This window comes from Hymenobacter sp. M1-2, from assembly GCF_057808495.1.
In genome coordinates this window covers 57,646-70,599 of sequence record NZ_JBTYZO010000005.1, presented here as the reverse complement: position 1 = coordinate 70,599, position 12,954 = coordinate 57,646, and the positions used below count along the sequence as shown (strand labels likewise).

The 12,954-nt window shown below is 57.6% G+C and carries 11 protein-coding genes; 4 read left to right on the top strand and 7 right to left on the bottom strand.

Annotated elements, in window-relative coordinates; all coding sequences use genetic code 11:
- Positions 1-124 precede the first annotated feature (124 nt).
- Positions 125-1,042, top strand: coding sequence for a TerB family tellurite resistance protein (locus tag ACYSMN_RS06505; RefSeq protein WP_488923046.1), 918 nt, complete (start codon positions 125-127; stop codon positions 1,040-1,042).
- Between the two features lie 176 nt (positions 1,043-1,218).
- On the opposite strand, the gene ACYSMN_RS06500 is transcribed toward ACYSMN_RS06505, so the two are convergent.
- Together ACYSMN_RS06500 and ACYSMN_RS06495 are read right to left on the bottom strand one after the other, a co-directional pair.
- Complete coding sequence (locus ACYSMN_RS06500) at positions 1,219-2,364, bottom strand: mechanosensitive ion channel family protein (protein WP_488923045.1); 1,146 nt, start codon at positions 2,362-2,364, stop codon at positions 1,219-1,221.
- 21 nt (positions 2,365-2,385) lie between these two features.
- Complete coding sequence (locus tag ACYSMN_RS06495) at positions 2,386-3,615, bottom strand: Glu/Leu/Phe/Val dehydrogenase dimerization domain-containing protein (protein ID WP_488923044.1); 1,230 nt, start codon at positions 3,613-3,615, stop codon at positions 2,386-2,388.
- Between the two features lie 252 nt (positions 3,616-3,867).
- Here ACYSMN_RS06495 and ACYSMN_RS06490 point away from each other — a divergent pair, with 252 nt between their 5' ends.
- Positions 3,868-4,176, top strand: coding sequence for an ArsR/SmtB family transcription factor (locus ACYSMN_RS06490; protein WP_044014970.1), 309 nt, complete (start codon positions 3,868-3,870; stop codon positions 4,174-4,176).
- Between the two features lie 230 nt (positions 4,177-4,406).
- Here ACYSMN_RS06490 and hemA read toward each other — a convergent pair whose 3' ends face one another.
- Positions 4,407-5,678 (bottom strand): glutamyl-tRNA reductase, encoded by a 1,272-nt coding sequence (gene hemA / locus ACYSMN_RS06485; RefSeq protein ID WP_488923043.1) that lies wholly within the window; start codon positions 5,676-5,678, stop codon positions 4,407-4,409.
- A 312-nt stretch (positions 5,679-5,990) separates the two neighbouring features.
- Between hemA and ACYSMN_RS06480 the strand changes: the two genes are divergently transcribed.
- Entirely contained in the window at positions 5,991-7,172 is a 1,182-nt protein-coding gene (locus tag ACYSMN_RS06480) for an ATP-binding protein (RefSeq protein WP_488923042.1), read from the top strand.
- 101 nt (positions 7,173-7,273) lie between these two features.
- Here ACYSMN_RS06480 and ACYSMN_RS06475 read toward each other — a convergent pair whose 3' ends face one another.
- From ACYSMN_RS06475 to ACYSMN_RS06460, 4 genes are all read right to left on the bottom strand, one after another.
- On the bottom strand, positions 7,274-8,386 hold the full coding sequence (locus tag ACYSMN_RS06475; protein ID WP_488923041.1) for a lipocalin-like domain-containing protein: 1,113 nt from the start codon (positions 8,384-8,386) through the stop codon (positions 7,274-7,276).
- A 40-nt stretch (positions 8,387-8,426) separates the two neighbouring features.
- A complete protein-coding gene (locus ACYSMN_RS06470; protein WP_488923040.1) occupies positions 8,427-9,185 on the bottom strand; it encodes a carboxypeptidase-like regulatory domain-containing protein in 759 nt (252 codons plus the stop codon).
- Positions 9,186-9,355: 170 nt separating this feature from the next.
- Positions 9,356-10,048, bottom strand: coding sequence for a carboxypeptidase-like regulatory domain-containing protein (locus tag ACYSMN_RS06465; RefSeq protein WP_488923039.1), 693 nt, complete (start codon positions 10,046-10,048; stop codon positions 9,356-9,358).
- A gap of 88 nt (positions 10,049-10,136) precedes the next feature.
- Positions 10,137-10,886, bottom strand: coding sequence for a peptidase associated/transthyretin-like domain-containing protein (locus tag ACYSMN_RS06460; protein ID WP_488923038.1), 750 nt, complete (start codon positions 10,884-10,886; stop codon positions 10,137-10,139).
- A gap of 88 nt (positions 10,887-10,974) precedes the next feature.
- Here ACYSMN_RS06460 and ACYSMN_RS06455 point away from each other — a divergent pair, with 88 nt between their 5' ends.
- On the top strand, positions 10,975-12,738 hold the full coding sequence (locus tag ACYSMN_RS06455) for an amino acid permease (RefSeq protein WP_488923037.1): 1,764 nt from the start codon (positions 10,975-10,977) through the stop codon (positions 12,736-12,738).
- The last annotated feature ends 216 nt before the right edge of the window (positions 12,739-12,954 follow it).

The window sequence follows — 12,954 nt, the reverse complement described above, 5'->3', positions numbered from 1 at the left end:
CTTTGAGCCCAGTGCTTAAACACAAAAAGCCTTTTTGAGCGGCCAAGAGCGGAATCAACCTAATCGGCTGACGTGCGTTAAGAGAGCAGCTAATTATCTGCTCACCCACCAAACGCACCCTTCGATGAACGATTCGCAACTCCTGGAAAATTACTCCGATCAAGAAAAAGCCGCCTACCTCAGCGTCATTGCCAGCCTGGCTTCTGCTGACCGAGAAGCTTCCGCCGCCGAAGTGGAATTCCTGCAACAGTTGGCGCACCAAGCCGGCTTATCGGGCGGGGCTACGCAGCAAGTATTGGCCGCCGCGAAAGACTCCACCAATGAGAGTATCAAAGGCAACCTCGATGCTCTACGCAGCAGTGACTTGCGCTTCTCGCTCGTCACGGACCTCATTAGCTTCGCCCGGGCCGATGGTGCTTATGCCAACGACGAAGAGGCGATGATAAATAAGATTGCCGATTACCTGGGCATTACTCCCCAGCAAACCCAAACCCTGAACCAAGTGGTAGACGAAGCGGCGCACGTGCCGCACGATGCCAACGACCCATCCAAACAAGGCTTTTTCAGTGGCGTCACGAACAAGCTGGAAAACGTGGGCATCCCGAAGGGCGCCCTAATGGCCGGCTTGCTGGGCGTAGTAGCGCCCATGGTGCTGTCGAGGGTGATGGGTGGCCGTGGCCAGAGCGGCAGCGGTATGCTCGGCGGCCTCACGGGCGGCGGAACCATGGGCGGCCTGATGAGCGGTGCCATGGGTGGCGGCTCGATGGGCGGTCTGCTCGGCGGCTTGCTTGGCGGTGGTTTGCTTAGCGGCGTGCTCGGTGGGGGCTCGGCGGGCGGCGCACAAGGCTCCTACGGCAACCTACCGCAGCAAGGCACGCACGTAGGCAGCGGTGGGTTGGGTTCTTTGATGTCAATTCTAGGCGGCCTGGGCGGGCGGCCTGGCTCCCAGCCACGTAGTGCGGGCGGCAGCGGCTTAGGCGGCTTGCTCGGCGGCGGTGGAAGCATGGGTGGTTTGCTCGGTGGGCTGTTCGGCGGCCGGTAAAACTGGCCACTTCACCAACGAAAAAGGCGGGCTGCATCCTAATAGATGCAGCCCGCCTTTTTCTATTAGGAAGCTAAGCAGTGGGCCAGCAGCAAATGCACCTGTTCTTGCCTAACGATGCTGAAACACTTGCGTCTGTCTTACTTCCCCTATCCTAAAATCTCCTGTCTCACTAGCTAAACTATAGCCGTTGATACAGGATTGAGGCCGTCAAGCGGGCCGCCGCTGGTGAGCTGCACGATGGTGTTGCCGGTGCTGGCGAAGACGGCCCCCGCCTGCTCTACCACTTCCACTAAACGGTAGTTTAGATCTTCTTTCACTTGCAGATACTCGTCGTAGCTGGTGGTTTCTACGAAATACTGCACGGTTACTTCCTTGGCCGCTGGCGTGAGGGCCGAAAACTGAATCTGCACCTCCTCGGTCACGAGCGGATGTTCTAGAGCAACGCGCTTGCCTTCTTCCACGATGCGGTGCAGCTGCTGGCTGGTAGTGCTATGGCTCAGGGCCAAAGTGAAGCCCACCCGGCGAGCCGTGCGTAGCGAAAGATTGTCCAAGGGCTTATCAATCATGGCTTTATTGGGCACGGTCACGTAACTTTTCTCGGCCGTGCGTAGCCGAGTGCTGCGAAACCCAACCTTCTCCACGGTGCCAGTTACCGCCCCCACCGACACCAAATCGCCGACGGCAAAGGGACGGTCCAGGAAGATGGTGAATGAGGCAATGAGGTTTTCGAGGCTCTCTTTGGCGGCAAAAGCTACAGCCAAACCGCCGATGCCCAGGCCTCCGATAAGCGCCGTTACGTTTACGCCAAACACGCGGCTGAGCATTACCAGGAAGGTCATGGTCAGGACCAGCACTTTGAACAAGTCCGTGGCGAAAGGAATGAGCTGGTCGCTGAAGCGCGATGTTTGGGCCTCGGCGCGGCGGCGGAGCACTAGGGCCGCAAAATCTACCATGCGCAGCCCAATCCAGCCAATGCCCATGATGAGCCCCATCTGAAAAAGTCGGAACAGGGCCACTTTGGGCCAGGGCTCGTTGCGCGTGAGCTCGGAACTGTGCACCGGGTAGTCGAGGACCTGAAACGCCAGGTAGACTGTCACGAAGAACACCACCAACGACACGGGCTGGATCAGCAGGGCCTGAAACTGCGTCTCGCTCACGCCCTCGGTCTGCTTGCGGATAAAGCGAAACACCAGCCGCGAGAGAAGCTTGGAAAGCAGCGTCTTGAAAACGTAGCCAAACAGTAAGATGCCCAGGCAAGTCAGGTACGCAACAACCTCGTTGCCCAGAAAACGGTAGTGCAGCAATTCTTGAAAATTCATAGCCCGCGCCTCTTTCCTATATTATACCAGCTGCCGTAGTGCCATCTCAAACGACTTTTGCGCCACGCCAGTCGTTGCGTCGCCCTGAAGGCGGGTGCGCTCCAGCGCCCGGCGAATGATGCGCGACGTGTCGCCGAAAATGGCTTGATCGGTGATTTCGGCGTTGGTTTCCATGAGGTAGGCAAACACGCGCGCCATCCCGCAGTTCGCAATGAAATCGGGAATGACGGAAGTGTGCTGGTCGGCAAACTCGCCGGTGGGCCCGAAGAAGATTTCGGGGTCCTGAAACGGCACGTTGGCCCCGCACGAAATAACTTCCAAGCCGCCCGCAATCAGCTGTTCTACCTGCGCGCGAGTAACTAGGCGGGAAGCCGCCGCAGGAATAAATATTTCCGCCCCCGACGACCAAATACGCTCGTTAACCTCCTCGAAAGAGAGCAAGTTGTCAGCCGTGAGAGCATTGCCTTCGCGCCGCAGAAACAGCTCCCGGATTTCTTCCAACGTGAAGCCATCGGTATTAAGCAGCCCACCGGCCCGGTCGATGATGCCGGTGATACGGGCGCCCTGGGTAGCCAGATAGTAAGCTGCGGCAGCGCCCACGTTGCCCCAACCTTGAATAATGGCCCGTTTGCCAGCCACGTTGCGGTTGCCCCACAGCTCGTAATAATGGCGCACGGCTTCGGCCACGCCGTAGCCCGTAATCAGGTCCGCCACGGTGTATTTGCGCCGCAGATCGGGCGTGAAGGTGGCGTCTTCCAGAACTTTCACCACACCTTGGCGCAGCTGGCCGAGCTTCTGAATCTTCTGCGGCTCGGTGGCCCGGTAGTGCCCGTTCACGATGCCTTCCTGCGGATGCCACAGCCCATAATCTTCCGTAATCGGAATTACGTCGTGGATTTCGTCCACGTTCAGGTCGCCGCCGGTGCCGTAGTAGTTTTTGAGCAGCGGAATCACGGCGCGGTACCAGCGTTCCAGCACGCCGCGCTTGCGCGGATCCTGCGGATCAAAATTAATCCCTGACTTAGCGCCCCCGATAGCGGGCCCCGAAACCGTGAATTTCACCTCCATCGTCTTGGCCAGACTCTCAACCTCGCGCTTGTCGAGGCCCTTGCGCATGCGGGTGCCACCGCCGGCCGCGCCGCCCCGCAAGGAGTTAATGACCACCCACCCTTCAGCTTCGGTTTCGGCGTCTTTCCACTCAAAAACAATTTCCGGACGCTTATTCTCAAACTTGGCCAGCAGGTCTTTCATCGAAACAAAAAGAGGAGGGAGTGAAAAGGGAAACAGGATATTTTCTGGCCAAAGGTAAGCAGCCCTACACAAGCATCTGGGTCATTTCTTCGTTAGGGCATTAAATTGGGCCTTCCGACGTTAAGGAAATAGCCAAAATTTTTTACCCTTCAATTTGGCAGATAGGAACTCTTTAAGTCAGAAATATCGTAGTAGGCATATTCCTGACTTAAAACGCCAGCTTTTCCACCCCTAGCCACCGCTGTACATCATATGAAACCTTTGCTTTCGCGCGTAGAATCCAAAAAAGTAGACAAGGCCGCTGCAATGCTCAAGGTCTTGGCGCACCCTAAGCGTCTCGCCATTGTAGACCTGCTCGGCAAAGAGGATAAAATGACCGTAACGGAAATTTACCGTTCGCTCGATTTGCCTCAGGCTATCGCCTCGCAACACCTGATCACCCTGAAAGACCGCGGCATTCTGTCGTCGTTCAAAGTGGGTACCAAAATCTACTACTCGCTGTCCATCCCCAAGCTGCTCGACGTCATCGACTCGCTGGAGGAGTGCTGCGACACTATGTAATTCAGGTTTCGGCCTGTGTTCCAAACTAAAAAAGACCGTCACCGACGGTCTTTTTTAGTTTGTGAGGGAGTGTCATTGCGAGCAGCGCGAAGCAATCCTTCCTCTCCATGCACAAAACCTACTGATGCAAAAAGCCCTTGACGTCAAGGGCTTGTCTGTGTAGGAAACGGGTCTTAGAAAGAGGAAGGATTGCTTCGCGCTGCTCGCAATGACAACGCACTCGCAAAAGATTATACGGTTGTCGGCTGGTTCTCCAGGTCGAACAAATCCGTTAGCACGTCGATGAGCTGGTCGGCTTCTCCGCGTTTGCAGGCGGCTTTGAGTTGCAGCACGGGCTGCTTCAGGATCTTCTGCATCAAGGACTTCGTGACTTCGTCCATGCGGCGAGCTTCCTCGGGGCTCATCTTCTTCTGGAAGCGGCCCATTTCCTCCTGCCGAATTTGCTCCAGCGCGTTCTTCAGCTTCTGAATAGTCGGCGATACCAGCATTTCCTTGGCCCAGTCGTTGAGACCAGCAATGCTTTCGGCAATGATGGCGCGCACGTGCGGCACGGCAGCTAAGCGGCGAGCCAAGGCAGCGGAGGCTTTGCTTTGAATAGCGTCGATGTTGTAGACGAGCACGCCGGGTACATTTTCCACGTCGGCCTCAATGCTGCGCGGCACCGAGAGGTCGATGAAGAACTTATAGCTTAACACGTCCAAGTGCTCCACCATTTCGCGGGTGAAGAAAGGAGTGCCAGCCGCAATGGAGGATACCACCACATCGGCTTCTTTCAGGCCTTGCACCAGATTCTCGAAATCAAGCACCTTCAGGCCGCACTCGGCGGCTAGCGTTTCGGCTTTGGAGCGGGTGCGGTTGCAGATCGTAACGTCCGTAAACAACTTACTGTCGCCGAAGTGGCGGCACACGTCAGCCCCAATTTCGCCGAGGCCAACTACTAGCACGCGCGGGTTGGCCACATCGGCGGTTAGCTCTTCAACCAGTTCCAGGGCGGCGTAAGACGTAGACGCGGCGCCGTCGCGGAAGCTAGTTTCCTGCTGTACGCGCTTGTTGGTGAAGAATACGGTATGCAGCAGGCGGTGCAGGAAAGGTCCAGCGGCGTCCTCATCGGCGGCCCACTGGTACGCCTGCTTCACTTGGTTGCTGATTTGCAAGTCGCCGACTACCTGCGCGTCAAGGCCCATGGCCACCTCGAACAGGTGATGCACGGTCACGTTGGTGTCAGTCAGAATATCAAAGTACGGAACGTAGGTGCGGGCATCGGGCAAGCCTTTGAGCTGGCCTAGGGCGTCAATAATGGCAGCGCTGTAGTCGAGGTCGGCGGCGTAGTAAACTTCCGTGCGGTTACAAGTGCTCAGCACGAGCAGGTCCGTAAGGTCCAGCTCGTGGTGCAGCGTGTGCAGGAAGCGGCGGCAGGCAGCCTCGTCCAGCGCAATCAACTCCCGGATTTCCAGGGGCGCTTTCTTGAACGAGAGGCTGACAGCCTTAAAGGGATGAGGCATAGCGAACGGCTACTGCAATTGTAGAGGGCAAAATTAGGGCACAAATCGGTACTGTAAAAACAGCCAGCAGCCTTGTATGGTTCGGCCAGTGGCAAAAGACCTTCTGCAAGCTGGAAAGCTCTCTTTTTCCCCAGTAGAATCCCGAAAAAAAGTGTAAGCTCAACTAGGGAAAATACCGGTATCTGTAACGGCCGCGAGAAGCTGCGCGTTGTACCTTCGCCAAGTCAGCGCCATTAGTACTACCACTCGGGCCGGCGAGCCCAAAGGTTGCTTGGCCGCAGCCGGCTTTTCACCCGCGTTTTCTGAAGTCCTTTGATAGCCATCTACGACCAAAAATCCCGCATCAAGCTGCTGATTGTAGCGGTGGCTCTGCTGATTGCGGCGGCTACGGTCATTTACACCAATGTGCTGGTGCAGCGCGTATCGGAGCGGGAGCAGCAGCAGATTGACCTCTACGCCAAAGCTCAGCGCTTCATCATCAACTCCGAAGTGGATTCGAACACCAATTTCGTGTTCGAGGAAATCATCAATGCCAACAACACCATCCCCATCATCCTCACCGATGACAAGGGCCAGATTGCCGGCACCAAAAATATACTGGTACCAAAAGGAATAAGTGAAAAAGCCTCAATTGCCTTCCTGCACCGCGAAATCAAGGTAATGGAGCAGCAGCACCGGCCCATTGAAATTGAGTTGGGCGCGGGGCAGCGCAACCGCATCTACTATAAGGACTCGGCGCTGCTTACCCAGCTGCGGACATATCCGCTGGTGCAATTGGCCGTTATTGGCAGCTTGGGCATCATGGCGTATTTCGCGTTTAGCTATTCGCGCCGGGCCGAGCAAAACCGCGTGTGGGTGGGCCTAGCCAAGGAAACGGCGCACCAACTCGGCACGCCGCTGAGCAGCCTCATGGCCTGGCAGAGCTATCTGAGCGAGAGTGAGCGGTTCAAGGACGAGCCTATTGTGGAGGAGCTGAGCAAGGATATTCGGCGGCTCCAGATTATCACGGAGCGCTTCAGCAACATTGGCTCGGTGCCGGTGCTCAAGCCCGAAAACATCCTGCGCACCACCCAAAACGCCATTGCTTACCTGCAAAGTCGGGTGTCGAAGAAGGTCACGTTTGAAATCAAGAGCGACTTGCCCACCGACACGCCGGCCCTGGTGAACGTGCCGCTCTTCGACTGGGTGATTGAAAACATCTGCAAAAACGCCGTGGACGCCATGGACGGCCGAGGCAGCATCACGCTACACCTGCGCCGCCCCCTGCGCGACAAAACCCGCATTGCCATCGACATCACCGACACGGGCAAAGGCATCCCGAAAAGCAAAATCGACAACGTATTTCTACCCGGTTACACCACCAAAAAGCGCGGTTGGGGCCTCGGCCTGGCGCTGGCCAAGCGCATCATCGAAAACTACCACGAAGGCCGCCTCTTCGTGAAGTGGAGCGAAGTAGGCCGCGGCACCACGTTCCGAGTGGTGCTTAAAGGATAGATTGGTTTTTGGTTGTCGGTTTTTGGTTGTTAGTTTCTTGTTGTTGACTGACTATCAAATACAAACAGACAAAAACCAATAACAAAAAACCATAAACCAAACTATTTGCCACGGTTGGTTAGCTCTACGTAGCTGTTGCCGCTTACGGGGCGGCCGTGGTGGGTGCCTTCGACGCGGCACATGCCTTCCCAATAGTGCATTTTGATGCCGGCAAAGAGCTTGAGCGTCAGTTCTTGGTCGGCTACGAGCGGCGTGATAGTGAGGTCGTACTCCTGGCTGGGAATGCGCAGGCGCCACTTGCTGGGGTAGCGCAGGCGGGAGTGAGGGCTGGTCCAGTAGTCGAGTACTTCCAGCTGGAAATCCTGGGCATTGAGGTCTACGGCGGCTCCTTGGGGGGCGCTGTAGGTGCCGCCGCGCACGTTACGGCTGGAGTTGCGGTCGAACAACTCGTAGGTCATAATGTCGTGGTGGGTGGCGGCTTGGGGAACTGCGCCGCCGTTGGTGCCCGCCGTGAGTTCCGGCTCATCGAGCTGAAGCGAAAACCAGTCCCAGCCGATGCCTTTGTTCGTGACGCTGTTGCAATTCCATTGACGGTCGTACCAGAGCTGGCCTTCCACTTCCCGCACTTTGCCATCTATTTCGATGGTGCCGGTGGTCGTGAGGCGCGGGTAGCTGTAGTAGCCGGCCTTGGCAACGTCGCCGTAGTTCTCGTAGCCGGTGCCGCTGTGCAGGAGCACGGGTTTCAGGGGCTGAGTGCTGAGGTTGATGGCGTAGCCGCGGTGGGCGGCCATACGACCCCGCAACTGGTACTTGCCTTCCTGGCCAGCAAGCGTCCAGGCTTCCTCCTTCTTCTGGGTGTTGAGGCTGAGAGGCAGGGCAGAAGCCAGCAGCTGGGGCAGGCGCTCCACCTTGTAGTCGTAGCGGAACTGCTTGGCCTGCGGGTCGGTGAGGGCGAAGTTCACCATCTGCCAGTCCTTCTTGCCGGTGAGGTTGAAGTGGAAAAACACGTACTCCACTCCGAATAGCTCGCCGGTAGCTTTGTCGCGCAGGTGACCCGTGAAGTACCACCATTCCAGGGAGTTCTGCTTGTGCACGGCTTCTTCCTGCGGCAGCTGGGCGCGCTCCGCGAAAACGTCGTACTTGTTGGTGGGTTTCAGGGCGCAGCCAGTGGCGGCAAAGACGAGGAGTAAGGAGGCGAGCAATAGGTTCTTCATACCCCGCAATAAGGATTTTGGGGGCCGAAAGGTTTGCTAATTAGCGCCGGAATGGGCGCCGGATGGTGTTCCACAAAGCCTGCGGATGCCAGGGCCACGGCTTAGTAACCCGAGTCACTACTACCTCGCCAGTCAGCATATGGTAATCTTCTTCCATCGCTACCATTAGCGGGGTACCGTTTAGCGGGACTACTATTTCTTGCAAACGGTACCCGATGGAGGAGAAAATTAGCGTCAACTCGGGCTCTTGGCCGCTTTTGAGGAGAGACGCCACATTCAGTTGAAACGTACCATCGGCATTGGTTGCAACCCCCGTGGTTGTTCCCTTTACCAGCACCGTGACGCCGGGCAAGCCCTCACCAGTACTCTTTTCTTCAACCCGGCCCTGCAACATCGTGTTGGTGGTAGGTGTTGACTGGTGCCGAAGCCAAGCCGCTTTTCGCTCGTCGCGGGTGAGAAACTTGGAGTGAACCGCCGATGGCTGTTGGCCTGTACTTTTCTCCGCGGCCATTTCCCGCAGACCCAGCAGCGCTGCTGCCGCGGCCAACCAGGTGCGCCAACGTGGAGCCGGAGCCGACGGTTGCAGAAGCGACCTATTTAGCTGCTGCGCCGAAAAGCGCCCGCAAGTACGGCCCGCTTGCCGTTGTAGCCACCCGGCAACCTCGGCGTCGGTCATGAAAGTGAAGTCAACCACGACCTTATCGCAAGCGGCGCAGTGGCGGCCGTAACTGGCGGGCATCATGTGGTCCCAGCTAGCGGAGCAAGGCTGTGGGATGGAGAGCGAAACAGACCGAGTCATGGCAGCTGGGGTTAAGTTCTGCCTGATTGATGCCGGACTACGCCAGATTGCACACGCAACTGAAAAAACTTTCTTTTTCTGCCGCACCAATAATGTAGTGTACGCCGGAGCCACCCGCCCGCGCATCAACCCGTTTCTCCTAGGAATCTGGTTATAGGCTGAAGCCCGAACTACTTCAGTGGCGGCTTCTGCGGGGGCTCGTGGCGCGCAATCTTGCCCATGATCTGGCCCCGGCCCGGCTTGGATTTGAGGCGCACGGTGAGCGGGGCCGGTGCGGGGTTGACTTTTACTGCCACTGTTTGCGACTCAAACACGAAAGGACTGCCCTGGAATTTCAACTGCACGTGGCCCTTTTGCACGGGCGCCCAACGTTGTAGCATCGTGAAGCTGAAGTTGCCCTGCTCGTCGGTAACGGCGCCGTATTTGGTGTCGGCGATGAAAATTTCGGCACCTTCCACGCCCAGCCCAGTGGAATCGTCGAGGACGCGGCCCCGGATGGTGACCTGGCCTTTAGGAGCCGTGGCGTGGGCATCGGCTTGCTCGGTGGTGCGTGGCACGGGGCGGAGCGGCGAGAAACCGGCGGCTTCTTCGGCGGCCAGCAGGGGTTTTAGGCCGAGCAAGGCTACTGCCGCTACCAGCCAGCGGCGCCAGCGCGGCACGGCGGGCGGCGCAAACTGCCCAGCCCGGAAGAAGCCGCAGACGTTGCCGGAAGTTGGTCGGGCCAGCCAGGCTTTCACCTCGGTTTCCGTCATGCACGAAAAATCCACGACTTCGTGTTGGCAGCTGCTACAGTGGCGGCCATCGGCGGTGGGCGTCATGGCGGCCCAGGATTTGGGACAAGGAGTAGGGACGGAGAAGGACATAGGAAAAGAGGGAGTGAGAGACAGACGATAGCCAGATGCAGAATCGGGCCAAATTCACCATGTCCAAAGGAAATATTTTATCCTGAACCTACTCGCCACTTGCATCAGCTGAATCATGCGCTTTTGGGGGAGGAGTGAATTTAATAGCAGAAAGCACTGGGGGTGGGGGCGGGGCCTCCCGGCCTAAGTAAGACCGAATGGCTGGTGGATGACATTCTCCTGGCTCTAGCGTTGGCCTGCCTAACACTAATCCTTGTTTCCTGAGGTGAACTGTCGTGGGCTTGTTGGGTTGCGCTAGGAAATATTTGGGAACGTAGTAACCATCTTCCAACTCATCTTCTGTATCCCCGTGCCGCGTAACGGCCGCCACTAACTTAGTCCCTTGCAGGGCCAGCGGCAGCACCAGCCGAAACGAGCCGTCGGCGGCGGTACGGGTGTGGCGGCTGGTATCTTGCTCGCTGATAACCAGTGCGCCGCTAAGTGGCTGCCCGGAATCAATATCCACTACCGTGCCGCGCACCACCAGGGCCTGGCTTTCCTGGGCGGTAGTGGCTACCGGCTCCGGGGTAGTGGGCAGCGGCTTTTCGCAACTGCTCAGCGTGGCTGCAACGGCCAGCAGCCACGGCGCCCAGCCCGACGAAGCCGACACCTGCGCGGGCCGAAACCGGCCGCAGACACTGCCGGGCTGCCGAAGCGCCGCTAGTAGCTCGGCCTCCGAGAAGCTGGTGAAATCTACGACTACTCGGTTGCAAGCGGCGCAGTGTCGGCCGCCGGGGGTTGGCGTCATTTGGTCCCAGCGGGCGGAACAGGGAAGAGGAATGGAAACAGCAGGAGTCATAGCTGGAAGATAGGAAGGTGCGGGCTAACTGTGCAGCGGCCCGGCATTATTCTGTATCTTTTGCCCCTCCTTACTTTCCTACACTGCCTTGTCTACTCCGCTTCCCCCCACGCGCAGCAGCGGCTTATTTCGCCGCAAATCCCTCTCGGACCTCCTTGTTAACCCACCCGCCGACGAAGACTTGCACGGCTCCCACCCCGGTGAACCGGGCGGCCTGGCGCGTCACCTATCGGTGCGCGACCTGACCTCGCTGGGCATTGCGGCCGTTATTGGAGCGGGTATTTTCAGCACTATTGGTAATGCTTCCCACGATGGGGGGCCGGCCGTGTCGCTGCTGTTCGTGTTTACGGCCATTGCCTGCGCGTTTTCGGCGTTGTGCTACGCGCAGTTTGCGGCTACTATTCCCGTCAGCGGTTCAGCGTATACTTATGCTTACGCTTCTTTTGGGGAGCTAGCGGCCTGGATTATTGGCTGGGCGCTCATCATGGAATATGCTGTTGGCAACATTGTGGTGGCCATTTCGTGGTCTGACTACTTCACTGGCTTGCTTAGTGGCATGGGAGTGCAGATTCCCATCTGGCTCACGATGGGCATGCAGAGCGCGCACAAGCACTACAACGAAGTGCTAGAGCTGATGCAGGCCGGCAAGCCGCTGGCCGAAGCCTCAGCGGCGCAGTTGGAAGGTTACAAAGCCTGGGCCGCCGCGCCAGAACTGCTGGGTGGCCTACGCCTCGTGATTGATTTGCCGGCCGGCCTTATCACGTTGGCTATTACCTCGTTGGTATACATCGGTATCAAGGAATCGAAAAACGCCTCCAACCTGCTCGTGGCCCTCAAGCTGGTAGTAGTGGCCGTCGTGATTCTGGTGGGGGCGTTCTACGTGCAGCCCGAAAACTGGAGCCCCTTCGCCCCGAACGGTATTGGCGGCGTGCTCAAGGGTGTGTCGGCGGTGTTCTTCGCCTATATCGGCTTCGACGCCATTAGTACCACGGCCGAAGAGTGCAAGAACCCGCAGCGAGACTTGCCGCGCGCCATGATTTACGCGCTCATTATCTGCACGGTGCTCTACGTCATCATCACGCTGGTGCTCACGGGCATGGTGAACTACAAGGAACTGGCCGTGGGCGACCCGCTGGCCTATGTGTTCAACAAAGTGGGGGTGAAGTGGCTGGGCAGCATCGTAGCGGTGTCGGCCGTGTTTGCTATGGCCTCGGTGCTGCTGGTGTTTCAGATCGGGCAGCCGCGCATCTGGATGACGATGAGCCGGGACGGCCTGTTGCCGCCGGTGTTTGCCCGCGTGCACCCGAAGTTTCACACGCCCTCGTTCAGCACCATCGTCACGGGCTTTTTCGTGGGCGTACCAGCCTTGCTGCTCAACATGGACTTGGTCATCGACCTAACCAGCATCGGGACGCTGTTTGCCTTCGCGCTGGTGTGCGGCGGCATTCTTATCATTGACCCGTACGGTAAGTCGGATGCCCGTTTCAAGGTCCCTTATATCAACGGGCAATATCTGGTACCGGTCATTCTGGTCATTGGGGCGGGGCTGCTGTTTCGATACAATCAGACTGGTATTCAGGAGTTTCAACAGGCGCTGAGCAGTGGCTATGGCGAAGCCCGCCACTACATTCCGATGCTGGTATTTTTCCTCTTTTGCCTGGGGCTGGCGTGGCTGTCATTCCGCAAGCGCCTCTCGCTGCTGCCCACGCTGGGCCTGCTCATCAATCTGTATTTGATGACACAGCTGGGCATCAACAACTGGCTGCTGTTTTTCGGCTGGCTGGTGATTGGGCTGGCGCTGTACTTCAACTATGGCTACAAACACAGCAAGCTAGGCTTGAAAAAAGCTTGATTTTGACTGTGTCTGTGGCACGGACTTCAGTCCGTAGCCCTACGCTCGGTTCAGCAAGAGTAAGGCGATTCTAATGCCTCTGTTACCAACGGTCACTCTCCAACCGGTAAGGCTATATTATCATCTTATGTCTGGGCTACGGACTGAAGTCCGTGCCACAACCTTATGTATGCCTACCTATAAGGCTGTATTGTCCTTCTATATTCGGGCTACGGA